The following is a 24,734-nucleotide window of genomic DNA, read 5'->3' on the forward strand; positions in this document are numbered from 1 at the left end:
CACCCGCAGGTGCGTGCCCGTTAAGCGAATGGGTATCAAATGCAAATGCGAGCCGTTATCATTTAAGAATGGTGTCGCCGCCTGACAGGGCGACGTCGCGCGGGGTGCGGATGCGCCCGGCGTTCCCTCCCTGGTTACGGTTGGTGTTCCATGCATGCACGTCCCGTGGTTCCCGGCTTGCCGGCGCTGGTGTTGGCTGCCCTGATCGGCACCATGGCGATGATGTCCTTCGTCGCCGTCATCGGCCCGGTGGTCCGCCTGCTGGGCCTGTCCGAATGGCATGCCGGTCTATCGGTTACGGCCGCGGGCGTGTTGTGGATGCTGGCCGCGCGCCCCTGGGGCCAGCTCAGCGACCGCATCGGCCGCAAGCGCGTGCTGATGCTGGCGATGAGTGCCTACACCGTGGTCTACATCGCGCTGGCGGTGTTCATCGATGTCGCGCTGCAGACAATACCGCCGGTGCTGGTCTCGGTGCTGGTGCTGGTCGGTGCGCGTGGCCTGATCGGCCTGTTCTACGCGGCCGTGCCGCCGACCGCTGCCGCGCTGATCGCCGACAAGGCACCCACCGGCCAACGTGCGAAATTCCTCGCCCGCCTGGGCAGCGCCAACGCGCTGGGAATGGTGCTGGGTCCGGCTGCTGCCGGATGGCTTGCCTACAAGAACCTGCCGCTGGCGCTGTACGTGGCTGCGCTGTTGCCGCTGCTCGCGCTGGGCCTGCTGGCATGGCGCCTGCCGGCCACGCCGCCGGTGGCAGCCGCACACAGCCGCAACCGCGTACCGCTGTCGCGCCTCGACCCGCGGCTGCGCCTGCCGCAGATGGCCGCGTTCGTGGCGATGGTGTCGGTGACCATCGCCCAGGTCACGGTCGGCTTCTTCGCCATCGACCGCTTCGGCCTGGATGCAGCCGAAGGTGCACGCATGGCCGGCATCGCACTGACTGCAGTCGGCGTGGGCCTGATCCTCGCGCAGGGGCTGGTGATGAAACTGGACGTGCATCCCCGGCGCTGGATCATCCTCGGCGCACTGATCGCAGGCATCGGCTTTGCGTCGGTGGCGGCGGTGCAGCAGACCTGGCAGTTGCCGGCGGCCTACGCGCTTGCAGCGTTCGGCATGGGCTTCGTGTTCCCCTCGTTCCAGGCGTTGGCCGCCGACGCGGTGCAGGCGCACGAACAGGGGGCGGCGGCCGGCACCGTCGCGGCGGCGCAGGGGCTGGGCATGGTGGCCGGGCCGATGCTCGGCACCCTGTTGTATCGCGGCGGCGCCAGCCTGCCTTACCTGCTGGTCGGCGTGCTGCTGCTGGTGCTGTGCGTGCTGGCCGCAGCGTATCGGATGAAGGAGACCCCATGAACGATTCCCTGATGCAGGGCGCGTGGCCGGAGGCTGCGTCGATGCTGCCCGAGCCCGCCGCCGAAGCGTCGCTGTTCCTGCTGCGGCAGGCCGATCAGCAGATGCACGCGCGCGGCTGCCGCGCACCCTTGCCGACCGGTGTGCTGGCGACGCTGGCCGAGCGCGTGGCGACGTTCTTCGCGCAGCAGCGCGGTGGGCCGGGCCTGCTGGTCGGCGCGGTGCCGTTCGAGCCGCGCGCCGATGATGCGTTGTACCAGCCCGAGCGCCTGCTGCCGGCGTTGCCCGTGCAGTCGCAGGCGGCGCCGGCGCTGTCCGGAGCGCTGACTGCCGAGCCCTCGGCGCAGGCGTATGCAGCGGCCGTGGCCGACGCGGTCAGCGCGATGCGCGCGCCGGACCCGGAGCTGCACAAGGTGGTACTGGCGCGCAGCCTGTTGGCGCACACGCAGCAGGCGCTGTCACCGGAAATGCTGCTGGCCCGCCTCGGCACCGATCCTTCGGTGGCGACCTACGCCGTGCCGCTGCCGATGGACGTTGGCCAGGCGCCGGCATGGCTGGTGGGGGCGACACCGGAGCTGCTGCTGCGCAAACGCGGGGCGCAGGTGCTGTCGCATCCGCTGGCCGGTTCGGCCAGGCGCAGTGCCGATCCGGTTGCGGACGAGCGCGCCGCGCAGGCGTTGCTGGCATCGGCGAAGGATCATGACGAACACCGGCATGTGGTCGACGCCATTGTCGATGGCCTCTCGCCCTGGTGCAGTCACATCGAAGCGCAGCCACGCCCGCTGCTGCACGCCACCGCCAGCATGTGGCATCTGGGTACGCGCATCCACGCCACGCTGAAGGACGTTGCCACGTCGGCGGCGACCCTGCTGGCCGAGCTGCATCCCACCCCGGCCGTCTGCGGTACCCCGCGGCTGCAGGCACTGCAGCGCATCCGTGCGCTGGAACCGGTGCCGCGCGGATTCTATGCCGGTGCGGTGGGCTGGCTCGATGCGCAGGGGGACGGCGACTGGTATGTGGCGATCCGCTGCGCGCGCCTGCAGGGCACCCAGCTGCGCCTGTATGCCGGCGCCGGCATCGTCGCCGACTCGCAGCCCGAGGCCGAAGTGGCCGAAACCGCCGCCAAGTTTGCTGCCCTGCTCAACGCATTGGGTGTGCAGGACCCGCTGTCCCTGATCGAGGTATCCGCATGACGCCGTCCACCGTTGATTCGCGCCTGCCGCTGCAGCAGCAATGGCCTGAAGCGCTGGTCACGCGCTATCGGGCCGCAGGTCATTGGCGTGGCGAAACCTTCCCGGGTTTCCTGCGCGAACGCGCCGAGCGCCATGCCGATGACATCGCGGTGGTGGCTGGCGATGTGCGCCTGAGCTATGCGCAGCTCTGGCATGAGGCCGGGCGCATCGGCGCCGGGCTGCTGGCACTGGGCCTGCAACCCGGCGAGCGCGTGCTGGTGCAGCTGGGCAATACCGCCGGTTTCATCGCAACGATCTGTGGCCTGTTCCGCGCCGGGCTGGTGCCGGTGTACGCGCTGCCGGCACATCGCATCACCGAGCTGGCCCACTTTGCGCGCAAGGCCGAGGCCAGTGCCTACATCAGCACCGATGTCCATGAAGGCTTCGATCATCGTGCCCTGGCGCGCGCGCTGCAGGCAGAAGTGCCGGCGGTACGCCACGTGCTGATCGACGGCGATGCGGCCGAGTTCGTCGCGCTGGAATCGCTGCAGGGCGATCGCTGCCAGCTGCCGGCCGATCCTGATCCGCAGTCGGTGGCGTTCCTGCAGATCTCCGGCGGCAGCACCGGGCTGTCAAAGCTCATTCCGCGCACGCACGACGATTACATCTACTCGTTCCGCGCCAGCAACGAAATCTGTGGCATCGACCGCGACAGCGTGTACCTGGTTGCGCTGCCGGCAGCACACAACTTCCCGATGAGCTCGCCGGGTTTCTTCGGTGCGCTGTACGCCGGCGCCCGCGTGGTACTCAGCCCGGGCCCCGGCCCGGATGCGGCGTTTCCGTTGATCGCGCGCGAGAAGGTGACCTGCTGTGGACTGGTGCCGCCCCTGGCGCTGCTGTGGGCGCAGGCCGCGGCGACCAGCAGGCACGATCTGTCCAGCCTGCAGGTGCTGCAGGTCGGGGGAGCGAAGCTGGTGCCGGAAGCCGCGCGACGGGTCATCGATGGCCTCGGTTGCACGTTGCAGCAGGTGTTCGGCATGGCCGAAGGCCTGGTCAACTACACCCGGCTGGATGACCCGCAGGAGCTGATTGTCGCTTGCCAGGGCAGGCCGATCAGCGAGGATGATGAAGTGCGCGTGGTCGACGACCACGACCAGCCCGTTGCCGAAGGCGAGGTCGGGCATCTGCTCACCCGCGGTCCGTACACCATCCGCAGTTACCACAATGACGCGGCGGCCAACGCGCGCTCGTTCACCGACGACGGCTTCTACCGCACCGGCGACCGCGTGCAGCAGCTGCCCGGCGGTTATCTGGTGGTGCAGGGCCGTGCCGGCGACCACATCAACCGGGCGGGCGAGAAGATCTCCGCCGAGGAGATCGAAGACCATCTGCTGGCCCATCCCGGCGTATTCGACGCCGCCGTGGTCTCCATTCCTGACGACTACCTGGGCGAGCGCAGCTGTGCCTTCGTGATCCAGCAGGGCGAGTCCATCAAGGCGCCGGCGCTGAAGGCGTGGATGCGCGGGCGTGGCCTGGCCGCGTTCAAGGTGCCCGATCAGATTGTTTTCGTGGACAGTTTCGACACCACGGCGGTTGGCAAGATCAGCCGCCGCGAACTGCGCGCGCAGCTGCGCGCGCGTCATCTGCAACAGACAGGAGGAACGCGCTGATGGCGCTGCCCCGCATTACCCCGTATTCCCTGCCGACCGCTGCGGAACTGCCGCAGGCGCGAGGCGCCTGGCGCCCCCAGCGTGATCGTGTTGCCTTGCTGGTACACGACATGCAGCGCTATTTCCTCGCCGCATTCGACGCGGGCAACGCGCCGCTGCAGCCGGCGGTGGACAACATCGCGCGCCTGCTGGGACATTGCCGTACGCACGGCATTCCGGTTTTCTACACCGCCCAGCACGGCGACCAGGACCGCCGCGACCGCGGCCTGCAGGCAGACCTGTGGGGCCCGGGCATGGGCCGGCGTGCCGACCACGAGCCGATCATCGACGCACTCGCGCCGCAGCCGGGCGAGCATGTGCTGGTCAAGCACCGCTACAGCGCGTTCCAGCGCAGCAATCTGGAAACGCTGATGCGCGTGCGCGGCCGCGACCAGTTGCTGATCACCGGCGTCTACGCGCATATCGGATGCACCGCCACGGCGGTGGAGGCGTTCCAGCGTGACATCGAGACGTTCATCGCTGCCGATGCCGTGGCCGATTTCTCGCGTGCCGACCATGACCAGGCGCTGCACTGGATCGCCCGCACCTGCGGCGTACCGATGACCACCGACCAGCTGCTGGAGGCAATGTGATGAACGCGACGACCGAAACCCTGACCCTGGAGCGCATGCGCGCCGACGTCGCCCGCGTGCTGGACTGCCAATCGGCTGACATCGGCGATGATGACAACCTGATCGATCTGGATCTGGATTCGATGCGCATGCTGGGGCTGGTGCTGGCATGGGGCAACACCGGGCTGCCACTGGAGTTCGCGCAGCTGGCTGAGCACACCACGCTGCGCCAGTGGTGGGCGGTGGTGCAGCAGCTGCAGGCCGCGCAGACGGCATGAACGGATCGCCGCTGCCGCTGACCGAGGCGCAGGCAGGGCTGTGGTTTGCCCAGCGGCTGGCACCGCAGAATCCTGCATTCAATACCGCGCACGCGGTGTGGATCGAGGGTTCGCTGGATGTGCCGGCGTTCACCGCTGCCGCCAACCAGGCCGCCGTCGAGGCCGAGGCGCTGGCGTTGCGTTTCGCCGAGGCCGAGGACGGCCAGCCCGTGCAATGGCACGATCCCGCGCGGGTGCCATTGCTGCAGCTGCGCGATGTCGCCGCGGCCGATGATCCGCAGCAGACGGCGCGTGCGACGATGCTGGCTGACCGCTGCAGCGCGGTCGACCCGACCCGCGACCGGCTGAGCCAGCAGGTGCTGTTCGACCTGGGTGGCCAGCGCTGGGCCTGGTACCTGCGCGTGCATCACCTGGCCACCGATGGCTATGGCATGGCGCTGTTCACTGACCGCGTCTGCGCTCTGTATGCGGGCCGCACCGGTAGTGCGCTGCCAGGGTTGGCGGGCGTGCTGGCCGATGATGCCAGCTACCGCAGTGATGTGCGCCGCGACGTCGACCGGCAGTGGTGGTTGCAGGCGCTGCAGGGCGCCCCGGCCTCCACCGGCCTGGCCGGCACCGCCGCGGCCAGTGACGATGCACTGCGCTGGGTGCAGCCGGTGGACCCCGCCTTGCGCGAGCGCCTGCTGCAGGTCTCGGCATCGTGGCTGCAGCCGTGGCCGGATGTGCTTGCCGCGTTGGCCGCCGAGTATGTGCGTCGCATGAGCGCGTCCGAGGAAGTCGTGCTCGGCGTGCCGTACATGGCGCGGCTGGGCAACGCGGCGGCGCGGGTACCGGCGATGGTGATGAACGTGCTGCCGCTGCGGGTAGCGGGCGGCGAGGGCGGCGTCGAGGAATTCTGCCGGCGCATCGGGCGCCAGCTCAGCCAGAGCCGCAAGCATGGGCGCTACCGTGGCGAACAGCTGCGTCGTGACCTCGGCCTGGTCGGTGCACAGCACCGTCTGCATGGGGCGTTGATCAACGTGCAGCCGTTCTACAAGCCGCTTGCGCTGCCGGGTGTGCAGGCCTCACTGGAAGTGCTGAGCACCGGCCCGGTCGACGACCTGACACTGGGCTTCCGTGGCGATGGACAGACCCTGCTGGATCTGGAGATTGAAGCAAACCCGGCCCTGTATGGCCTGGATGACATGAAGGCGCATGCCCGGCGCCTGCTGCATTTCGTGTCGGCCGCGCTGCTGGCCGAAGACATCGCGACGGTGCCACTGGCCACGCCGGAAGAATCGAAGCAGGTCGTGCATGGTTTCAATGCCACCACGCATGCGCTGCCTGACACCACCCTGGTCGAACTGCTGCAGCAGGGCATGGACCGCGATCCGTCGGCAGCGGCGCTGGTGTTCGGCGATACGACGCTGGACCATGCTGCGCTGGAGGCCCGCAGCTTCGCCCTGGCCGCGCAGCTGCGCTCGCTGGGCGTGGGCCCGGGCACGGTCGTTGCCGTGGCGCTGCCGCGTTCGCTGGAACTGGTGATTGCGTTGCTGGCGGTGCTGCGTGCAGGCGGTGCGTACCTGCCACTGGACCTTGCCCATCCCGCGGAGCGCCTGGCGCGGATTCTGGCGTCGGCGCAACCGGTCTGCGTATTGGCAGAGGCCGGCGTGCAATCCCGTCTTTCAGATGTGCCGGTGCTGCCGCCGGAGCAGTGGACCGACGTGAGCGTTGCCGCACCCTGGCCGGGCCCGACGGGCGACGATGCGGCCTACGTGATCTATACCTCCGGTTCGACCGGCGAGCCCAAGGGCGTGGTGATCGAACACCGCGCCATCGTCAATCGCCTGCTGTGGATGCGCGAGCACTATGGCATGGGTGCCGACGACCGGATTCTGCAGAAGACCCCGGCAACGTTCGACGTATCGGTCTGGGAATTCTTCCTGCCACTGCTGTGCGGCGCGACGCTGGTGTTGGCGGGGCCGGACGCACACCGCGACCCGACCGAGCTGGCGGGATTGATCCGCGTCCATGGTGTCACCACCGCACATTTCGTACCGTCGATGCTGGATGCGTTCCTGGCTGCACCGGCCTCACAGGACCTGCGGCTGCGGCGCGTGTTCACCAGTGGCGAGGCGCTGGATGCCGCGCTGCGCGACCGCTTCCACGCGAGAATGCAATCCGAACTGCACAACCTGTACGGGCCGACCGAAGCGGGAGTGGATGTGAGCTGGTGGCCGGCGTCGGCCGATGACCGCTCGCGCCCGGTGCCGATCGGTTTCCCGGTCTGGAACACCCGCCTGTATGTGCTGGACGCACGGATGCAGCCCGTGCCGGTGGGCGTGGCCGGTGACCTGTACCTCGGCGGTGTGCAGTTGGCGCGCGGCTATCTCGGCCGCGACGACCTGACGGCCGAGCGCTTCCTGGCGGATCCGTTCCTGCCGGGTGAGCGCATCTACCGCACCGGCGACGTGGCACGCTGGCGGGGCGACGGTGCTGTCGAGTACCTGGGGCGCAGCGACCATCAGGTAAAGCTGCGCGGCCTGCGCATCGAACTTGGCGAGATTGAAGCAGCGTTGCGCGAGCTGCCTGGAATGGACCGGGTGGAAGTGCTGTTGCGCGATGATTTACCCGGCGAGGCGCGGCTGGTCGCCTATGTACCGACGGCGCTGCTCGACGCAGCGGCGCTGCGCAGCCATCTGCTGATGCGGGTGCCGGACTACATGGTGCCGTCTGCGTTCGTGGGCGTGGATCAGTGGCCGGTGACCGCCAATGGTAAGCTGGACCGGTCTGCGCTGCCGAAACCGCCGCAGCAGGACGTTGCGGGGCAGGCGCCGCGTACGCCGCTGGAGCAGGAACTGGCCGGGCTGTTCGCACAGGCGCTGGGGCGCGAATCACCGGTGGCCGTCGACGTGGATTTCTTCAGCATCGGAGGCGACTCCCTGTCGGCCGTGCACCTGCTGCTGGCCATCGAGCAGCGCTGGCGTTGCGAGCTGGGGCTGGGCGCGCTGTTCGCGCAGCCGACCGTAGCCGCGCTGGCGGCACGCATTGCCGAGCCGCCCGCACGCGCCGATCACGCGCTGGGGCCGGTGATTGCGCTGTCGGCATCCGGCGAGGCAACCGCAGCCCCCCTGTTCGTGCTGCACCCGGCAGGCGGCATTGCCTGGAATTATCGCGCACTGGCCCGGGCGCTGCAGCCAACGCGCGCGGTGTACGGGCTTCAGTCGCCCGCGCTCGACCCCACGCAGCCGCTGCCAGGCAGCATCGAGGCCATGGCCAATGACTATGTGCAGCGGGTGATCACGCTGCAGCCACAGGGGCCGATCCATCTGCTCGGCTGGTCGGTGGGGGGCATCCTCGCGCAGGCGATGGCCGTGCGCCTGCACGACATCGGCCGCGAGGTCGGCGAACTGGTGCTGCTTGATGCCTATCCCAGCGAATGCTGGCGTGCCGAACCGGAGCCCGACCCGATCGCGGCGCTGCGGGCGCTGTTGGCCATCGCCGGGCATGACCCGGACGCGCATCCGGAACTGGACGATCGCGAGCGCATCCTCGCCTTCCTGCGGCGCGGTGGCAGCGCGCTGGGCAGCCTGCCCGAGGTGGTGCTCGACGGCGTGGTACGGGCGGTGACCGGAACCAATCGACTGATCCGCGAACACCAGCACCGACCCTTCGTCGGAACGCTGGCGCATGTGCGGGCCGGACGCGATCATCAGGCACGGCCGCAGTTGCAGTCCGCGCTATGGAAGGCACATGCGCTGCAGGTGGATGCCATCGAGCTGCCGTTCCTGCACGCCGAACTGACCGGGCGTGATGCGGTGGCGCAGCTGGCACCGTGGTTGTCGGCGCGGCTGCAGCAGTGGGACAGGCAACAGGAGAGCGCAACATGCAGCTGACGGGTTTTGAAGGAAATGTGGCGCTGGTGACCGGCGCAGCCGGCGGTATCGGTGCGGCGCTGGTCGGGCAACTGCTGGACGCAGGGTGCCGGGTCGTGGCAACCGATCGCGAGCGACCTGCGCTGGCGACCGACGATGGTCGCGTGCAGGCTTTTGCACTGGACGTCACCGACGGCGCGGCCGTGGACGCGCTGGTAAACCAGGTGGAAGCCACGGTGGGACCGATCATGTTGGCGGCCAGCGTGGCGGGCGTGCTGCATGTCGGCGAGGTCGTGGACACCGGTGACGCGGATTGGCGCAGGGTGTTCGCGGTCAATGCCGATGGTGTGTTCCATGTGGGCCGCGCACTGGCACGGGTGATGTCGCCGCGCCGGCAAGGTGCCATCGTGACCGTCAGTTCCAACGCGGCGGGCGTGCCACGGCATGGCATGGCCGCCTATGCCGCGTCGAAGGCGGCGGCGACTATGTTCACCCGTTGCCTGGGCCTGGAGCTGGCACCGTTGGGCATCCGCTGCAACATCGTTGCGCCGGGCTCCACGCTGACCCCGATGCAGACCGGCATGTGGGAAGACGAGCAGGGCGCGGCACGGGTGATCGCCGGCAATCCGGCCACCTACAAGGCGGGCATCCCCTTGCGCAAGCTGGCCACGCCGGAGGACATCGCACAGGCAGTGATGTTCCTGCTGTCCGAGCAGGCCGGGCACGTGGCGATGAGTGACCTGTACGTGGACGGTGGCGCTACGCTGCGCGGGTGACGGGGCCGGGCGCCGCCGGGCGGGGTTCATGGGTTGCCGGCCAGCGGCCGGCACTACCAAGGGGAGTTCCTTGTCCGGTAGTGCCGGCCGCTGGCCGGCAACCCCAGCAGACTGTCAGCAACATCCTCATGCAATGCTGCACTGTTCCCCGACAGCCAGCGATGTCTGCCTGATCCACGATGGGCCATGAGCAGCGATCTCCTGCGCCACGGGCGGCGCTCCATCATCGGTCAGGTATATGTGCTGGCCACGACAACATGCCAGCGCCGCCGACGCTTTGAATGCGGCGCTACGGCAGGTTGCGTCTCCAGCCAGTCTGAGGAACTGGAGCGACAAGGCCTGGTCCAGTCACTGGCATGGGTGGTGATGCCGGATCATGTGCATTGGATGTTGCAATTGCATGCGTCGGAGCTGTCGGGCATCGCCCGTCGGTTCAAATCATCCAGCGCGTTGGCCTTGAATCGGCTGGTCGGTCGTCGCGGCGTGGTCTGGCAGTCCGGGTACTTCGATCATGCGGTCAGGGCAGAGGAATCGTTGCATCGCCAGGCTCTGTATATCCTGGGCAATCCCATTCGGGCGGGCCTGGCCAGGGAGATTGGCCAGTATCCCTATGCGTGGTCGATCTGGTAGTGCCGGCCGCTGGCCGGCAACCAGGCGGTGTTTCCGGAGATTCATGAGGCTGCCGGCCAGCGGCCGGCACTACGGCAGGGTGAGCCGATACACCAGCACCCGGTTGTCGTTGTCGTACGCACTGTCGCAGTGCTCGCCCTGCATGCGGCAGTTGCGGGCGGTGAAGTCGTTGTCGTTGCCGATCAGCAGCAGTACGTCGTTCGGGTGCTCTGGATCAAGCGCCGGCAACACGTCCATTGCTTCCCACTTCTCCGACAGCAATCCCGGGTGAGGGCCACGCCCTGTGTCCAGGTCCAGCCCGGCCCGGGCCAGCTGTGGCCGGTCGAGCAGGTTCAGCACCTCATTGACCTTGGCGGGCACGATGCCGGTCTTCAAGATGGCGTCAGCGGGATCGGCCAGCACCGATGCCGTGCCGGTCTCATGTTCCGTATCCACCAGATTGGAGGCCTGCGCCACGTTCACCAGCAGCACCGATTTATAGACGATCGGGTCGTCGCCATCCTTGCCCAGGCCATTGCCATCGCGCGCCAGCATCAGGAAACGCTCGTTGTCCAGCGCACGCAGCTCGCTCTGTGCAGCGGTACGGTCGAGCTTGCCTTTGCCGTCGTGGGCGTAGGCGGGCAGGATCATCACATGGTGGCCCACCGGTTGCGTCGGCGTCGGGTTGCTGGACACGTCGTAGACCAGCACGCGGGTGTTGATGCGGCCGGCGGCATTGCCTGCCGCGCTGTCCTGCATCAGCGCGCTCTGCAGGGCAACGAACAGCCGTGTGCCGTCGGGCGACAGGCCCATGCCTTCCACGCCCTGGTTGTTGCGGCGCCCGGTCTGCGGCGGAGCCAATGATCCAAAGGCAGGCTTGCCATCACGTTGTGGCTGGATCGCCCACGGCGGCACGATCACGCCCTGCAGCTGCCCCTGTGCGTTGAAGTAATAGACGTTGGCGGTGTACTCGTCGCCGATGTAGAAATGGCCGTCCGCAGTGAACTGCAGCGATTCGGCATCAAGTGCGACCTTGCCGGCCCCCGCGCCCACGGCCGGCGAGGGCAGCACCACGCCACGCTGGATGATGGTGTGATCACCCGGGTCGGCACCGGTGAATGGCTGGCCGTTGTAGTCCTTCAGCACCAGCCCCTTTTCCGGCTTCATCGTCAGCGTGCCGAAGCTCTCTGGCTTGTCCGCCGGCCAGTCGATGCGCAGCTGCATGCGCTCCAGGCGGCCGGCGTAGTCGTAGAACAGGCCGGCCTCCGGATCGTTGCGACCGCGGTCGGGCAGGGTCCACAGCACCCCTTCATAGCCACGCGCGGTACGCCGCCACGTGCCCGGCTGTACCGCCAACGACGAGAACGAGCCCAGCGTATCGCCGAGGAAGTCCACGGTGCCGGCCGGCAATCGTCCGGCGGCGACCAATCCCTTGTCCACGTAAGTGAAACTGGCCACGTCCACGGCGCGTGGTGGCATGCCGCGGGCTTCATGCGGTGCGTTGTAGCCGCTGACCGAGAGCGCGGCCAACAGCAGGGCAGTAACGGACATCAATGGACTCCTCGGCCGGCGATCAGAAACGGATGTCGATGGTACCGAACACCTGGCGAGGTGCCGACGCATGGAACGCATACAGCTTGCCGGCCGGGTCGCTGGGTGCGAACACGCTCGAGTCCAGGTTGCTGGCGTAGCGCTTGTCACCCACGTTGGTCACGTTCAGCGACAGGCGCATGCCCTTGGCGAAGCCAACCTGACCGAAATCGTAGCCACCGGCCAGGTCGAACACAGTGAAGCCACCAAAGCCCTGGTCGTTGGTATAGGTGTAGAAGCGTTCGCCGGTGTACTTGCCGCGCAGGCTGGCGAACCAGCCGTTGTCGCGCCAGGTGATTTCGGTGGCCAGCAGCTGCTTGGGCGTGTCGGTCTGGATCTTGCCCTTGATCTGCTGCTCGACGCCGGCTTGGGTGTAGTTGGAGGCATACGTCGAGCGGTTCAGCGACGCCGAGGTGTACCAGCTGAAGTGCTCGTTCGGTGTCCACAGCACGGTCAGTTCGGCACCGCGACTGTCGACGCCGCCGACATTGTAGAAACGGTTGCCGCAGGTGGGGCCGACCGGCTGCCGGGAATCGCAGGGGTTGTACTGCAGCAGGCGATTGTCAAAGCGCACGCTGTAGGCAGCGACCGACGCCTGCAACGTATCGGTGACGAAGCGATAGCCCGCCTCCAGCGAGCGTGATTCTTCCGGCTTCAGGTTGCCCTGCGCGTTCCAGGTGGCCTGGCTGACCGCTTGTGGGCCAAGTTTGAAGCCGCCCTGGAACATGGCGATGTTCTCGGCGTAGCTGGCGAACACTTCGTGATGCTCGCTGAGGCGGAAGTTGGCGCCCACGCTGGGCAGGAAATTCCTGCCGGCCTTCAGAGAACCGGTGGCGAACTGGTTGTTCGAGCTCGGCAGGATCGGTGTCTTCGCATCGCCCGGCAGCGCCTGCGCATCGGAGGTGGCGTGCGGGCTCTTGGCGCCGAACTCCAGGGTCAGGCGGTCATCGAGCAGGCGCCAGGTGTCCTTCAGGAAGAACTGGTGGGTCTTCCAGCGCGTACGCTGGGCGAACACGCCCACATCCGAGGGCAGGGTGTTCATGCCGCTCAGGTCGCGTGGGCCGTCCACCGCCGTCTGGTAGCGTTCTGCGCTGCTGGTGTTGCGTTCGTACCAGAGGCCACCTTCGAGGCGGTGTGCGCCCAGCTCCCAATCGAAGGACAGCGTGCCGCCATCGCGGTCGATGGTGTAGATGGTGTTGCGGAAGATGATCGGGATTTCCTGCGCGGTGCCTTTGTTGGACCACGCACCACTGTTCCAGTTGTGGCCTTCGCCGCGGTCATCGTGGTGGTAGGCCAGTGCCCGCAGGCTGAAGCCATCAGCCAGGAAGAAATCACCGGCCAGGTAGTACAGGTTGTCATCGCGCAGGATCTGCCCGGCGGTGAATGCGCCGTCGGCGTCCTTGTCCGGACCGCTGTTGTCGCACTTCTTCGCGTTGAGGCTGGCGGTGTTGCAGTAGGCCTTGGCCACGGCCTTGTTCCAGTCCGGTGCGTAGCCGCCCCAGTCCCAGCCCAGACCGCGGGACATCTCGTCCTTGGACAGGTAGAAGTAGTCCGCCTGGCTGGTCCGCGAGGTGTCGACGAAACCTGTGATCTGGCCGCTGCCGAAGTTCCACACGCCCTTCGCGTTGAACTGCTTGGTAGTGGATGTGTTGTACACGGTCTGGTCGTTCCACAGGTCCGAGACCGCGTTCATGCCCGATACGTAGCCGGAGAATCCGTTGTACTCGCCGCTGTCCACGCGCACGAAGGTGCGACGGTTGGCATCGCTGCCGAAGGTCTGCACCACGCGGCCGCCCAGCTCCTGCGCCGGGCGGTCGGAGGTATAGGAGATGGTGCCGCCGAGGTTGCTGGTGGACGGCGTGCCGAGGCTGCCGATGCCCACCGCCAGTTCGGCGCCCGCCATGTTCTCGCTGATCAGCGCACGGTTGATGGTCAGGCCGTTGTAGTTGTTGTACGCACCATCGCCCAGCGGCACGCCGTCCAGCGTGTAGCCCAGGCGGGTGGAGTTGAAACCGCGCAGGCTCAGGGTCATCGACTGTTCGTTGGTGCCCAGCGCGTCGGCCGACTGCGCGTTGACGCCGGGCAGCAGGTTGAGCGTCTTCTGCAGGCTGGTACCCGGCGGCAGGATGTCCAGGTTCTCGCGGGTGATGCGCTGCACCTGGCGCGCCTCGCCACTGCCGATGACTGACACCGCATCGAGTTCGGTGGCCGACGGCGCCTGCTGCGCCCACGCGGTCGATGCAAGGGCCAAGGACAACGCAGAAGCCAACAGGGTCTTGGTCATGGAACAGGCACTCAGGCAGGCGCGAGCCGCCGCATGGAAGCGGAGCTCAGGCAGATGAAAGGGGAAGCACGCGATGCGATCACGGGCGCCTTGGGCGCCGCGCGATCAACGTGAAAATGGTGCGCTAGACAGATGACTGTCTGGTGACATGGTCAACTGCGGACATCACGCGCGGGGAGTTCCGGCCGCTGGCCGGCAGCTGCAGGATGCTGCAGGATGCTGCGGAGGGTTCATGAGGCTGCCGGCCAGCGGCCGGCACTACCGCTATCCGTCAACCTGCGTTGCGCGGCTTGCGTGTGCGTTTGGGCTTGGCTGCATCACCGCTGCTGGCGGCACCATCCTGCAACGCCTGCAGCCACGACAGCGTATCGACATAGTCGATGAAGTGGCGCAGATACCCGGGGCTGGTCGCCTGCATCGTGTCCAGCATGCGCTGCACCAGCACCGCCGAGTTCAGCGGGCCACCATCCGCCGGGGCTTCGGTGCGCAGCGAGCGGCGCACCTGCAGTTCGCTGCGCAGCTCGGACCACTCGCGGCGCACGTCGTCCAGCATCGGCACCTGCGGGTAGTGCAGCAGCGATCGCGACCCGGTGTCGAGGTCGCGCACCAGGGCACGCAATCCCTCCAAAGGCGAGGACTCAGCTGCCATTGCCGTTCTTCTCGCCCGGCGCAGCAGCCTTGGGCTTGGGAATCGGCGCGATCTCCACACGGCGGTTGCGCGCGCGGCCATCTTCGCTGGCATTGGAGCTGACCGGCTGCTCGCTGCCGAACGCCGCGGCGAACACCGCATCGGCCGGTACGCCGTCGGCGATCAGGGTACGGGTCACCGTCAGCGACCGCTGTGCGGACAGCTCCCAGTTGTCGGCGAAGCGGCGGTTGCCTTCCCGCACCGGTGCGTCATCGGTGAAACCGCTGACCATCAGGATCTCTTCGCGCGTGCCGAGATAGGCCGCCAGCGGCGCGGCCAGGCTGCGCAGCAGTTCCTGGCCTTCCGGCTGCAGCTGGTCCGAGTTCAGCGCGAACAGCACGCTGCCGCTGATGCCGATGCGGCCATTCACCAGCGTCACCCGGCCGGCGGCGAGCGGGCCGGCCAGCGCCTGCTCCAGCGTCTGCAGGCGCTTGGCTTCGGCCTGGCGCTGCTTGACCTCCTGGTCCAGGCGCTGCGACAGCTCCAGCTGCACGGCGACCACGCCGACCAGGATCAGCACGAACGCGCCCAGCAGCACTGACATCAGATCGCCGAATGCCGCCCAGATCGGGGCGTGTGAGCCGCCGTCGACCTCCAGCTCGTCGCTCATGCGCTGCCGACCTTGCCGCGGCGCGCGGCCAGCTGCTGCAGTTCTTCCATCACCTGCTTCTGCGACAGCAGGCTGAGGTCGACCACCTCGCGCGCCTGCGCCACGTAATACGCCAACTGCTCATCGCTGCGCGCCAGCGAGGCGTCCAGCGCACCGCCAATCTGCTCCAGGCGCCCGGAGAGCTCTGCCGAAGCGGTGCCGAACTGCGCGACGGCAGAACCGAAGGTGCCGGCCAGCTGGCCCACTTCACCGGCACTGCCATTGAGCAACGTGGCGATGCCATCGAGCTTGCCGGTCTCGGCCGCGATATGGTCGCTGAAACGGTTACCGACGCGTTCCAGCAGTTCGGCCGAGCCTCCGACCAGTGCATCCACAGCGGTGCGCTGCTCGTGCGAGGCGTGGTTGATCGCGTCCAGCAGGGTCTGCACGGTGGCCAGCAGGTGGCCGCGTTCTTCCAGCATCTTGTTGTCGCGCACCAGGCTTTCGGACAGGGTGCTGCGCAGTTCGTTGATGACCTCGGCGGCGGCCTTCGGTGCCGCGGCCGCAGTCTGCAGCAGGGTGGACACTTCGGCCAGCGTGGCGCTGGCCTGGGCACGGCCGTTCTCGCCGATCTGCTGCGCGGTCTGTGCCAACGTGTCGCAGACCTGCTGCTGCTGTTCGGCAAGGCGCTGGCCATTGGCCTGCAGGCGCTCGGCCAGATCGGCCGAAACGCTCTGCAACGCATCGCTCCAGCGCTGCAGGCGCTGTTCATCGCCTGCCAGCAGCTGGGCCTGCAACGCCGCGTGCGCCTGCTGCAGCTCGGTACTTACCGCGTCCCAACGCAGCTGGCGCTGCTGTTCGCGTGCATCCAGGCCCGCCAGCAGTTCGGCATGCGCCGTGGCGGTGGCGGCCTGTGCGGCCTGCCAATCCTGCAAGCGCTGTTGCTCGTGTTCCTGCAGCAGCGACTGGCCGGCGGCGTGGCGTTCATCCAGTGCCTGCAGCAGCGCCTGCGCACGATCATCCAGGTGGCTGCTGGCATGCTGCAGCGCCTGCTGCTGGCGCTCGACAAGTTCACTGTTCAATGCATGCTGCTGTTCGGCAGCAGCGCGCCAGGCCTCGGCGTTGCTGCTGGCATCGGCCTGCAGGCGCTCGCCGATGCGTGCCACCAGGGCTTCGCCCTGCGTGCTCTGGCCTTCGCTGAAGGACTGCAGATGCTGGCGCAGTTCGGCAACCAGCGCCTGCTGCGCGCCGGTCTGCTCGGCCACTACCTTGGCCCAGCTCGCTTCGGTCGCCACGCGGCTGCGCTCGAAGCCCTCGGCCAGACCATTCAACTGCTGCTGCACTGCCTGTTCGACGCGCGAATGCAGCGCCTGGCCGTGGCTGGCCAGACCGGCCAAGGTGGTTTCGGCCATCGGTTGCAGCGCGCCACCAATGGCCGCGGCACTGGCTTCTGCACCTTCGCGCAACGACTGCTGCAGCGAGGTGGCCAGGCGTTCCTGCAACGCCTGGCTCTGCGTCAGGAACTCAGCCTGACCGGCCAGCAGGCGCTCATTGGCGGCCGCGCTGTGCTGTTCGAAGGTGCTGGTCATCGCCTGCAGGCGATCGATCAGCGTAGGCAGCGCCGCAGACTGCGACTGCAGCAGGCGCAGCGACTCGGCACGCTGCCAGGCTTGCGAATACGGATGCAGGTCAGTGGCGATGGCGCGGTCCAGCTGCTGCACCACCTGCAGGCGGTCGCGGCGCAGCAGTGCCGACAGCAGGCCCAGCATGGCCGAGCTGGCCACGCCGGCGATGGACGTGCCGAAGGCCACCGCCAGGCCCTGCACCGGCGAGGCCAGCGAGCCGCGGATGGCTGCCATGTCAGTAGCGCTCTGCAGCGCCAGGCCGGTGCCGCGCAGGGTGTCCATCATGCCCAGCAGCGTGCCGAGCATGCCCAGCAGCACCAGCAGGCCTACCAGATAGGGCGTCAGCACCGGCGAGGGCAGGGCGGTGCGTTCGCCTTCCACGCGCAGGCGCACGGCATTGCGCAGGCCCAGCGGCACACGCTCCAGCCACGGTGCCAGGCTTTCCTTGGCCAGCGAAAGGTCAGCCAGTGCGGCGCGCAGGCCATTGCTGGCCTGCCGGTAGCGGTACAGCTCCACGCCACCGGCGATGTAGCAGGCTGCGATGATCGCTGCCACGGCTGCACCCAGCGGGTGCACCGAGACATAGCCGACGCCGATCCAGCACACGGCCAGCAGGCCAGCAAGGAAGACAAGGACGTGGAAAACAGTTCTGGACATGGTGTTCCGGTCAGTGTGAGCGCAGGGCGGCAAGCAGCCCCTGGATCGGGTGGAAGCGCAGTTGCAGCTCGGCGAGCAGCAGCGTGCGCATGTCGTGGCGGAAGGACGCGCGCCAGCCGGGCTGGCCGTGCACGCGTTCGAATCGGGCACCCAGCACCGCCGGGGCGGTGGCAAGCAGGCTGTGTTCGCGCGGGCTCAAGGTCTGTTCCATCACCGCATCGACCTCGGCCAGCCGCGCCAGCTCCGGTGACGCCTGCACCAGCTGGTCGCGCAGGCGGCCGCGCAGGCGGCCGGTAGCGGTCTGGATGGCCTGCTGCAGCACCCGGTAGCGCTGCCGCAACGAAGCGAAGTTCGGCGCGGCGGCGGCCTCGGCCAGGTCCAGCAGACGCTCGGCCTCGGCATCCTCGCTCAGCGAGGCCAACAGGCTCGCTTCGGCCTGGGCGCAATCGGCCAGCAGGTCATCCAGCGCTTCGGCGGCCTCGGCCGGTTCAGCCAGGCGGCCATCCAGCGCCCCGGCAAGGGCCACGGCACGGCTCCAGTCCACCCACTGGCCGAGGCGATCGGTCAGGGCGGGACTGGAGGCCGGCATCGCGCCGTCGCTGAGACGGGCGAGCAGACGGAGGAAGTCCGGTCCATCCACGACCGGCTGCGCTGCGTTCGCCATCAAGAGAGTGGGGGCCAAAAACCGTTGATTTTACAACCAGATGAGGCCGACCGTATGAAGGCGGGGGCGAGGGGCAGCACCGATCGGGCCACAAGGCTTAAAATGGTCGGCTGTACCACCGCACCCCGACTTCTGGAGCTTGAGATGACCGTTGCGCAGTTCTACCCGATCGGCACCCCCGGACAGCCCTGGGGCGATGCCGAACGCGCGCAGTGGCGGGCCCGCCAGCAGCGGCAGCGCAGCTACCACGAAGACGTGGTGACCGCGCTGGAACGGCTGGACGAGCGCTTCGACGTGGTGCAGTACGGCCAGTTGGACTACGCCCCGGACCACTACCCGCTGTTTGCGGTGGTGAACCACGACTGGAACCCGGCCCTGCCGACCGCGCTGGTCACCGGCGGCGTGCATGGCTACGAAACCAGCGGCGTGCATGGCGCCCTGCAGTTCCTGGAGCAGCACGCCGAGCGTTACCTGGGCCGCTTCAACCTGATCGTGGCCCCGTGCGTGAGCCCGTGGGGCTATGAGCGCATCCAGCGCTGGAACCCCAACGCCATCGATCCCAACCGCAGTTTCCGTGACGGCGGCCTGATCGAGGAAGCCGCCTCGTTGATGCGCTGGGTGGCCGAACGCAAGGCCAACATCCGGGTACATCTGGACCTGCACGAGACCACCGACAGCGATCTGCACGAGTTCGACCCGGCCCGCTGCGCCCGCGACGGCAAGCCGTTCGAGCGCGACACCATTCCCGATGGCTTCTATGTGATCGGCAACAGCGAAGACCCGCAGCACGAATTCCAGAAGGCGCTGATCGCCGCCGTGGCGCCGATCACCCACATTGCCCCGGCCGACGCCGAAGGCAATCTGGTGGGCATGCCGCTGCAGTCGCTTGGCGTGGTGTGGGGCGAGTCGCGTTCCATTGGCGCATGCGCTGGCTTCACCGATGCGCTGTATGCCACCACCACCGAGGTGTACCCGGACAGCCCGCGCACCAACCCGCAGGAATGCAACGACGCCCAGGTGGCAGCGGTGTGCGCGGGGTTGGATTTCGCCCTGGCCAACTGATCGGGTGTCGCATTGCGGCGCCGAGCCTTTGCTCGGCCGCTGCGGTGCGCAGCCGGGCCAGTCAGTTCCTTCTGCCCGCCGACGACGGCTGTTGGGCGCGTCGACCAAGCCGGGCGCCGACGGCAGCCGGCCATCGCGCACAGGTGCCGTCTTCGCCACGAGCATGGCTTCACGGCCCGCGAGCGATGCAATCGCGATGATGTTCTCTCCAGCGAAGCTGCGTGAGACACCATCGGGAATGCTCCAGAATCTGCTTCACCTTGCACCTCTGATCACCGCTGCCATGACCTGCGTAACGGCGCTGATCTGGGTGGTCTATCTGAGCGTGTTCCTGCGCAGCTACCGCCGCCAGCAACGGCCATCCATTCTGATCACCTCCGGTGCGGGCAAGCATCTGGATGCGCACTGTTTTGTGACCAACCTTGGGTTGGAGCCGGTGTATCTGCTGGATGTGGTCATCGATCTGATCGAGCCTGGCGGCAAGGTCGTCCGCGCAGTCATTCCCGAGCGCACTGAACATTGGAACAACGCTGTCCCCGGAGAGGAGGAGGACATCCGGCGCGCCACCAACGTGGGGCCCCTCAGCAGCGGCGGAGAACGCGACCTGGGTCGCTTCCGCACGCTCATCGACCGTGCCGGCACTGAGAACCCGGACATCAAGGCGGATATCGCCTTCACCAGCCTGGAGGTGACCGTGGTCATCGTGACCGCCAGCCAGGCTGAGCTCTGTGGCGCCTCGCGCTGCTACCGCATCGACCACGCTGTGGAAGGCGCGCCCTGTCTCATGGCCAAGACCATCAAGGCCAAGCAGCTGCAGGGGTGGTTGGCACGCAGGACCCTGACGCGTCTGTTGAGTGCCCAGCTCAGGGCCAGCGGCGAAAGCTGAAGCGCCGCCCGTCCACCTGGAGGCCCGATCGCGGCAACTCTCCGCCGTTCAGTGCATCACGATCCCGTGAACATCCTCGCGACGCGGCACGCACCTTGTTGAACCGTTCACTGCCCCAGCGCCAGGCGATGCATCCGGTCATCGGCTTGCGGCGTATGTCCTCATGCACGCAACGCTGTTGCCCTGCTGCTACCGATGCCCTGCATTCCCGCATGGCTGCAAGGCGGTGCAGTGACGGCAGCGAACGTTGCGCACTTCCCAGCCCGGTTGGGCTATCAACGAGGACACGAACATGCTTACCCAGATCCAGCGCCTGACCCTTGCCGCCACCGTCGCGGTTGCCTGCGCAACTGCTCCGGCCGCCTTTGCCGCCGACAACCCGATGGTCGGTGGCGTGCCGATGTACGCGAACAAGACCATTGTTGAAAACGCCTCCACCGCCCAGAACCTGAGCACCCTGGTGACTGCGGTGAAGGCGGCCGGGCTCGTTGACACGCTCAGCGGCAAGGGCCCGTTCACCGTATTTGCTCCCGACAACCAGGCCTTCGCCAAGCTGCCCGCAGGCACCGTGGAAACGCTGCTGAAGCCTGAGAACAAGGCCAAGCTGACCCAGGTCCTGACCTATCACGTGGTGCCGGGCACCTACACTTCCACCCAGCTGACCGCCGCAGCGCGCAGCCACGGCGGCAGCAGCACGCTGAAAACTGTGCAGGGTGAAGCGCTGACGGTGAAGCTGCAGGATGGCAAAGTCTGGGTGGTCGACGCCAAAGGCGGCAAGTCTGCAGTAACCACCGCCGACGTGAGGCAGTCCAACGGCGTGGTGCATGTGGTCGATTCGGTGCTGATGCCGAAGTAAGCCCAGGGCCACAGCATCGATGGCAGTGCGGGAGCGGCTGGTTTCACAGGCCAGCCGCTCACGATGCCGGCGCGGCATCGGCGTTGTGCCCGCCTGGATCCACCCGTGGCGGGGTTGCGCGGCGGTCCGGCCACGATACGTGTCAGCAGCGGACCGAGAGATGCGCTGACACGGTCGTTGCTCAACAGCTGCTTGAATGAACCTGCTTGGTGGATATTTGGTGGCACAGCAACGCGCGTCCGTTGCAGTTCTGTACGCCTGGGTGCCGGTGATGGCGAACTACCACTTCAGATAGTGCATCAGCGACGGCGATGGCGAAATGTCCTTCGGCGCAGGCGGCTTCGATGCAGGTGGCACGGCGGGTTGGGTCAGGTTGCAGGTGTTCCTGTGCCGATACATCGCCAGGATCGGCCGTATCGCAGCGATGCGATAGAACGGCAGGCATTCCTGTGGGTAGGCCGGTCCCATGTCATCGAACCAGACCGCAATGCGGCCGTCGCGGGTGCGTGCATTGGGCACATAGGTGTGGCCAGCCACGGTGTCTATCGTGACCTCCAGCCTGGCGACCTTCATGCTGGATGTCAGCATTCCCATCTCCGAACCGGCGCGCAGTTCGGAGGTCGCCTGCACGCTAAAGGTATGCTGCCCCGGTGGCAGGTGGTAGCTGGGCGTGCGCAATCCGTTCACCGACGTACCATCGATGGTGAAGACATTCAGCGCCAACTCGCGTTCGGGGTAGATTCCCTGCCCGGAGATGACCACCTGTTGTTCGGCCGGAAGCCGCGCGCCCCCCAACATTGCCGGATTCTTCAACGTGCAGCCGGTGGCACCGAAGACCATGATGGCTGCGGCCACGCACAGAGGAACGGTACGGCCTTGCTTGGCGTACATCATTCAAGTGATCCCTGGTTGTGCCCAGCGCTCCCCGCCAGGTCCGCGCCACTCTACCGCAGGCAATGGAAATGCGGCAGTGTTCTATGGCGCGACCAGCGTGGTCGATTCCGGGGCGGCAGCCGGTCCCGCCCAGCCCCCACCCAGTGCCAGGAACAGATCCACCTGGCGATCCCCCAGCTGCGCGCGCGATGCTGCCAGCGCAGACTCTGCATCGGCCAGCGCAGCCTCGGCAGACAGCACGTCGATGAAGTCGATCCTGCCGAACCGGTACAACTGCCCGGCCTGGTCGCTCGCATGTGCCGCGTCGTCGCGGGCGAGGGCAAGGCTGTGCTCGCGATCGATCTCCTGCGCGTAGGCCGACAGCACGGTTTCGGTCTGCCGCAGCGCGTCCAGCACCACGCCATCGAACGAGGCCAACGTGGCATCGGCGTTGGCGCCGGCCGCATCGATCCGCGCCCGGGTTGCGCGGCGGTTCGGCCAGCGCCACGACAGCAGCGGCCCGAAGGACGCGCCGACGCTGTCGCTGCTCAGCAGCTGCTTGAATGAACCTGCCGTGCCGGCGGACGCGCCGATGCTCACCTGTGGGTACAGGGCTGCCGTTTCCACGCCGATCATCGCGGTGGCGGCCGCCAGGCTGCGCTCGGCCGCGCGGACATCCGGGCGGCGCTGGATCAGCTGGCCACCATCGCCGACCGGAACCGGTTGCTGCAGGCGCGGCGGTTGTTGGCAGTTGGCGACGTCCTGCGGATAGTCGGCTGGTACGCGTCCCATCAGCGCCGCCAGCGCGAACAGGGCGGCCTGCCGTTCGGCAACCAGATGCGGCACCGCCGCCGCACTGCGGTTGGCCGCCGCGCTTGCCCGGCTGACGTCGAACTCGGTTCCGCGTCCGCCGGCCGCCAAGCGGGTGGTGGCGTCCAACGTAGCGCGCTGCGTAGCGAGCACCCGCTGCGTCGCCGCCAGGGTGAGGTTGGTCGAACAGATGCCGACATAAGCGCGGGTGACGGCGGCGGCGACCACCACCCGCACCTGGTCACGTGCCGCAGCGACGGCCTCTGCATCGGCGCTGGCTGCTTCGATACCTCGGCGGATGCCACCCGCCAGGTCCAAGGGGTAGGACAGATGGATGCCGAGCGCATATACCTGCGGTGGCGAGGTGGGCGAGGTGTATCCCCCGGCATGGTCCAGCGTGGCCGATGCATCTGCGTCGGTGCTTGCCGAGCCCTCGGCCCGGTACTGCAGCACCATCGCCGTGGCGCGGCGCAGGTTGGCATCAGCCGCGCGCAGATCGGTGTTGGCTCGCAGTGCTTCGCTGACGTAGGCATCAAGCCGTGGATCGTCATACAGCTGCCACCAGCGGTCCGGCAGCTCGGCCTGTGCGTAGGCCGCTTGGTGGCTCGATACGAATGCGCGGCGGGCTGCCGGCGCGGCGGCAACCGCGTTGGCCGGCAGCGTGTAGTCCGGGCCGGACACGCAGCCGGCCAGCGACAGCGCACAGGCGAGCACACCCACGCGTGATGCGGTGCCGATCACTTGCAGGCTCCCTGCGTGCGCGGAGTGATGGTCACGCTGGCGGTCCTGCCGACGATCAGGCGCGTATCCGGTGCCACGTCGTCCAAGCGGATACGCACCGGGATCCGCTGCGCCAGCCGCACCCAGGTATATGTTGACGCAACCGATGGCAGCAGGTTGTGGGTGCTCGCGCGCTGATCGTCGGCAATGCCGGCGGCGATGCTCTCCACATGCCCATGCACGTCGCGGTCATCGCCCATCAGGCGGGCGACAGCGGCATCGCCTTCATTGATGCAGTTGAGCTTGGTTTCTTCGAAATAGCCTTCGACCCGGAGGCTGGCGCTGTCGATCAGTGCCAGCGCCTGGGCACCCGGCTGCAGGAAATCGCCCGGGTGCAGGTCCAGGTTGGTGACGATGCCATCGGCGCTGGCGCGCACTTCCGTGCGCTGCACGTTCAGCAGCGCCACCCGCCGCTCCGCTCGGGCCTGTGCAAGGCCGGCCACTTCGGTATCGACCTTGGCGGCATTGCGTTCCCGCGTTTCCGAAGCCACCAGGTTGCCCAGCGCGATGTCCCGCTTCGATTCACGGCGGGCAAGGGCAAGCGTGGCCTGCGCGCTGTTCACTGCGGCATCGGCCTTGTCCAGCGCGGCGGCGTAGCGTGGCTGGTCCAGCACCAGCAACAGCTGCCCGGCTTTCACCCGCTGGTTATCCTGCACCAGCACCTGGGTGACCAGCCCGCCCATGTCCGACGCCACGCGGATCACGTCCGCGCGCACGCGGCCGTCGCGCGTCCACGGCTGCGCTTCGTAGCGGTTCCACAGGGACAGCGCCGCGATGACGGCAACGACGAACAGGCTGAGCGTTGCGCTCCAGCGGCCAATGACACTCAACAGGTGCTTCATTTCAGTTTCTCAAGCAGGGGCGCGAGCTGGATCAGCAGCTCCACCAGGATCACGAACAGCGAAAGGCCCACCAGCGGGCGATAGGCGAACAGCCGGTACAGGCCGAGGCTTGCCAGCAGCCGCGAGGCCATCATCGACAGCGCCAGCGCGATGAGTGCCACCGCCAGCAGGCCGGGAACGAAGACGCCGTCAATGGAGATATCGGAGAACATCG

At 67.6% G+C, this 24,734-nt stretch carries 21 protein-coding genes; 11 read left to right on the forward strand and 10 right to left on the reverse strand.

Annotation, left to right across the window (positions count from 1 at the left end; genetic code table 11):
- Positions 1-150 precede the first annotated feature (150 nt).
- From K5K93_RS01060 to K5K93_RS01095, 8 genes are all read left to right on the forward strand, one after another.
- Positions 151-1,347 (forward strand): MFS transporter, encoded by a 1,197-nt coding sequence (locus K5K93_RS01060; RefSeq protein WP_222389231.1) that lies wholly within the window; start codon positions 151-153, stop codon positions 1,345-1,347.
- Positions 1,344-2,537, forward strand: a complete 1,194-nt coding sequence (locus tag K5K93_RS01065; protein WP_222389232.1) for an isochorismate synthase — start codon at positions 1,344-1,346, stop codon at positions 2,535-2,537. The genes K5K93_RS01060 and K5K93_RS01065 overlap by 4 nt, the downstream gene beginning before the upstream one ends.
- On the forward strand, positions 2,534-4,186 hold the full coding sequence (locus K5K93_RS01070; protein ID WP_222389233.1) for an AMP-binding protein: 1,653 nt from the start codon (positions 2,534-2,536) through the stop codon (positions 4,184-4,186). The genes K5K93_RS01065 and K5K93_RS01070 overlap by 4 nt, the downstream gene beginning before the upstream one ends.
- Positions 4,186-4,818 (forward strand): isochorismatase family protein, encoded by a 633-nt coding sequence (locus K5K93_RS01075; protein ID WP_025878587.1) that lies wholly within the window; start codon positions 4,186-4,188, stop codon positions 4,816-4,818. The genes K5K93_RS01070 and K5K93_RS01075 overlap by 1 nt, the downstream gene beginning before the upstream one ends.
- Complete coding sequence (locus tag K5K93_RS01080) at positions 4,818-5,075, forward strand: phosphopantetheine-binding protein (RefSeq protein ID WP_093818524.1); 258 nt, start codon at positions 4,818-4,820, stop codon at positions 5,073-5,075. Before K5K93_RS01075 ends, K5K93_RS01080 begins: the two co-directional genes overlap by 1 nt.
- A complete protein-coding gene (locus K5K93_RS01085; protein ID WP_222389234.1) occupies positions 5,072-8,950 on the forward strand; it encodes a non-ribosomal peptide synthetase in 3,879 nt (1,292 codons plus the stop codon). The genes K5K93_RS01080 and K5K93_RS01085 overlap by 4 nt, the downstream gene beginning before the upstream one ends.
- Positions 8,941-9,705, forward strand: coding sequence for a 2,3-dihydro-2,3-dihydroxybenzoate dehydrogenase (locus tag K5K93_RS01090; protein ID WP_222389236.1), 765 nt, complete (start codon positions 8,941-8,943; stop codon positions 9,703-9,705). Before K5K93_RS01085 ends, K5K93_RS01090 begins: the two co-directional genes overlap by 10 nt.
- Before the next feature lie 186 nt (positions 9,706-9,891).
- Positions 9,892-10,335, forward strand: a complete 444-nt coding sequence (locus K5K93_RS01095; RefSeq protein WP_222389238.1) for a transposase — start codon at positions 9,892-9,894, stop codon at positions 10,333-10,335.
- Between the two features lie 69 nt (positions 10,336-10,404).
- Here K5K93_RS01095 and K5K93_RS01100 read toward each other — a convergent pair whose 3' ends face one another.
- The 6 genes from K5K93_RS01100 to K5K93_RS01125 form a co-directional block, all read right to left on the reverse strand.
- Entirely contained in the window at positions 10,405-11,865 is a 1,461-nt protein-coding gene (locus K5K93_RS01100; protein ID WP_222389244.1) for an esterase-like activity of phytase family protein, read from the reverse strand.
- Positions 11,866-11,887: 22 nt separating this feature from the next.
- Positions 11,888-14,188 (reverse strand): TonB-dependent receptor, encoded by a 2,301-nt coding sequence (locus K5K93_RS01105; RefSeq protein WP_222389246.1) that lies wholly within the window; start codon positions 14,186-14,188, stop codon positions 11,888-11,890.
- 271 nt (positions 14,189-14,459) lie between these two features.
- Complete coding sequence (locus K5K93_RS01110; RefSeq protein WP_222389248.1) at positions 14,460-14,837, reverse strand: DUF2894 domain-containing protein; 378 nt, start codon at positions 14,835-14,837, stop codon at positions 14,460-14,462.
- Entirely contained in the window at positions 14,827-15,486 is a 660-nt protein-coding gene (locus K5K93_RS01115; protein WP_093818517.1) for an OmpA family protein, read from the reverse strand. Before K5K93_RS01115 ends, K5K93_RS01110 begins: the two co-directional genes overlap by 11 nt.
- Positions 15,483-17,747, reverse strand: coding sequence for a DUF802 domain-containing protein (locus K5K93_RS01120; protein ID WP_222389254.1), 2,265 nt, complete (start codon positions 17,745-17,747; stop codon positions 15,483-15,485). Before K5K93_RS01120 ends, K5K93_RS01115 begins: the two co-directional genes overlap by 4 nt.
- A 10-nt stretch (positions 17,748-17,757) precedes the next feature.
- Positions 17,758-18,411, reverse strand: a complete 654-nt coding sequence (locus K5K93_RS01125; protein ID WP_032975341.1) for a DUF3348 family protein — start codon at positions 18,409-18,411, stop codon at positions 17,758-17,760.
- A gap of 144 nt (positions 18,412-18,555) precedes the next feature.
- Between K5K93_RS01125 and K5K93_RS01130 the strand changes: the two genes are divergently transcribed.
- The 3 genes from K5K93_RS01130 to K5K93_RS01140 all read left to right on the forward strand — a co-directional run bounded on the left by K5K93_RS01130 (position 18,556) and on the right by K5K93_RS01140 (position 21,215).
- Complete coding sequence (locus tag K5K93_RS01130) at positions 18,556-19,473, forward strand: M14 family metallocarboxypeptidase (RefSeq protein WP_025874316.1); 918 nt, start codon at positions 18,556-18,558, stop codon at positions 19,471-19,473.
- Between the two features lie 91 nt (positions 19,474-19,564).
- Entirely contained in the window at positions 19,565-20,359 is a 795-nt protein-coding gene (locus K5K93_RS01135) for a hypothetical protein (RefSeq protein ID WP_222389257.1), read from the forward strand.
- 292 nt (positions 20,360-20,651) lie between these two features.
- Complete coding sequence (locus K5K93_RS01140; protein WP_222389259.1) at positions 20,652-21,215, forward strand: fasciclin domain-containing protein; 564 nt, start codon at positions 20,652-20,654, stop codon at positions 21,213-21,215.
- 279 nt (positions 21,216-21,494) lie between these two features.
- Here the strand turns inward: K5K93_RS01140 and K5K93_RS01145 are convergent, their stop codons facing one another.
- The 4 genes from K5K93_RS01145 to K5K93_RS01160 form a co-directional block, all read right to left on the reverse strand.
- Positions 21,495-22,106: a hypothetical protein gene (locus K5K93_RS01145; RefSeq protein WP_222389262.1), complete on the reverse strand. Its 612-nt coding sequence runs from the start codon at positions 22,104-22,106 to the stop codon at positions 21,495-21,497.
- An 84-nt stretch (positions 22,107-22,190) separates the two neighbouring features.
- The gene (locus K5K93_RS01150) at positions 22,191-23,639 is read right to left on the reverse strand and encodes an efflux transporter outer membrane subunit (protein ID WP_261311898.1); all 1,449 of its coding nucleotides are present in this window, start codon (positions 23,637-23,639) and stop codon (positions 22,191-22,193) included.
- Positions 23,636-24,520 (reverse strand): biotin/lipoyl-binding protein, encoded by an 885-nt coding sequence (locus K5K93_RS01155; protein WP_222389265.1) that lies wholly within the window; start codon positions 24,518-24,520, stop codon positions 23,636-23,638. Before K5K93_RS01155 ends, K5K93_RS01150 begins: the two co-directional genes overlap by 4 nt.
- Entirely contained in the window at positions 24,517-24,732 is a 216-nt protein-coding gene (locus K5K93_RS01160) for a DUF1656 domain-containing protein (protein WP_222389267.1), read from the reverse strand. The genes K5K93_RS01155 and K5K93_RS01160 overlap by 4 nt, the downstream gene beginning before the upstream one ends.
- Positions 24,733-24,734 lie beyond the last annotated feature (2 nt).

It is taken from the genome of Stenotrophomonas sp. DR822, from assembly GCF_019793815.1.
Lineage (GTDB): Bacteria > Pseudomonadota > Gammaproteobacteria > Xanthomonadales > Xanthomonadaceae > Stenotrophomonas > Stenotrophomonas indicatrix.

What these genes read in the sequence shown, in the direction of transcription:
- K5K93_RS01060 (WP_222389231.1), top strand. Translation starts at nt 151, where the DNA reads ATGCATGCACGTCCCGTGGTTCCCGGCTTGCCGGCGCTGGTGTTGGCT.
- K5K93_RS01065 (WP_222389232.1), top strand. Translation starts at nt 1,344, where the DNA reads ATGAACGATTCCCTGATGCAGGGCGCGTGGCCGGAGGCTGCGTCGATG.
- K5K93_RS01070 (WP_222389233.1), top strand. Translation starts at nt 2,534, where the DNA reads ATGACGCCGTCCACCGTTGATTCGCGCCTGCCGCTGCAGCAGCAATGG.
- K5K93_RS01075 (WP_025878587.1), top strand. Translation starts at nt 4,186, where the DNA reads ATGGCGCTGCCCCGCATTACCCCGTATTCCCTGCCGACCGCTGCGGAA.
- K5K93_RS01080 (WP_093818524.1), top strand. Translation starts at nt 4,818, where the DNA reads ATGAACGCGACGACCGAAACCCTGACCCTGGAGCGCATGCGCGCCGAC.
- K5K93_RS01085 (WP_222389234.1), top strand. Translation starts at nt 5,072, where the DNA reads ATGAACGGATCGCCGCTGCCGCTGACCGAGGCGCAGGCAGGGCTGTGG.
- K5K93_RS01090 (WP_222389236.1), top strand. Translation starts at nt 8,941, where the DNA reads ATGCAGCTGACGGGTTTTGAAGGAAATGTGGCGCTGGTGACCGGCGCA.
- K5K93_RS01095 (WP_222389238.1), top strand. Translation starts at nt 9,892, where the DNA reads ATGAGCAGCGATCTCCTGCGCCACGGGCGGCGCTCCATCATCGGTCAG.
- K5K93_RS01100 (WP_222389244.1), bottom strand. Translation starts at nt 11,865, where the DNA reads ATGTCCGTTACTGCCCTGCTGTTGGCCGCGCTCTCGGTCAGCGGCTAC.
- K5K93_RS01105 (WP_222389246.1), bottom strand. Translation starts at nt 14,188, where the DNA reads ATGACCAAGACCCTGTTGGCTTCTGCGTTGTCCTTGGCCCTTGCATCG.
- K5K93_RS01110 (WP_222389248.1), bottom strand. Translation starts at nt 14,837, where the DNA reads ATGGCAGCTGAGTCCTCGCCTTTGGAGGGATTGCGTGCCCTGGTGCGC.
- K5K93_RS01115 (WP_093818517.1), bottom strand. Translation starts at nt 15,486, where the DNA reads ATGAGCGACGAGCTGGAGGTCGACGGCGGCTCACACGCCCCGATCTGG.
- K5K93_RS01120 (WP_222389254.1), bottom strand. Translation starts at nt 17,747, where the DNA reads ATGTCCAGAACTGTTTTCCACGTCCTTGTCTTCCTTGCTGGCCTGCTG.
- K5K93_RS01125 (WP_032975341.1), bottom strand. Translation starts at nt 18,411, where the DNA reads ATGGCGAACGCAGCGCAGCCGGTCGTGGATGGACCGGACTTCCTCCGT.
- K5K93_RS01130 (WP_025874316.1), top strand. Translation starts at nt 18,556, where the DNA reads ATGACCGTTGCGCAGTTCTACCCGATCGGCACCCCCGGACAGCCCTGG.
- K5K93_RS01140 (WP_222389259.1), top strand. Translation starts at nt 20,652, where the DNA reads ATGCTTACCCAGATCCAGCGCCTGACCCTTGCCGCCACCGTCGCGGTT.
- K5K93_RS01145 (WP_222389262.1), bottom strand. Translation starts at nt 22,106, where the DNA reads ATGTACGCCAAGCAAGGCCGTACCGTTCCTCTGTGCGTGGCCGCAGCC.
- K5K93_RS01155 (WP_222389265.1), bottom strand. Translation starts at nt 24,520, where the DNA reads ATGAAGCACCTGTTGAGTGTCATTGGCCGCTGGAGCGCAACGCTCAGC.
- K5K93_RS01160 (WP_222389267.1), bottom strand. Translation starts at nt 24,732, where the DNA reads ATGTTCTCCGATATCTCCATTGACGGCGTCTTCGTTCCCGGCCTGCTG.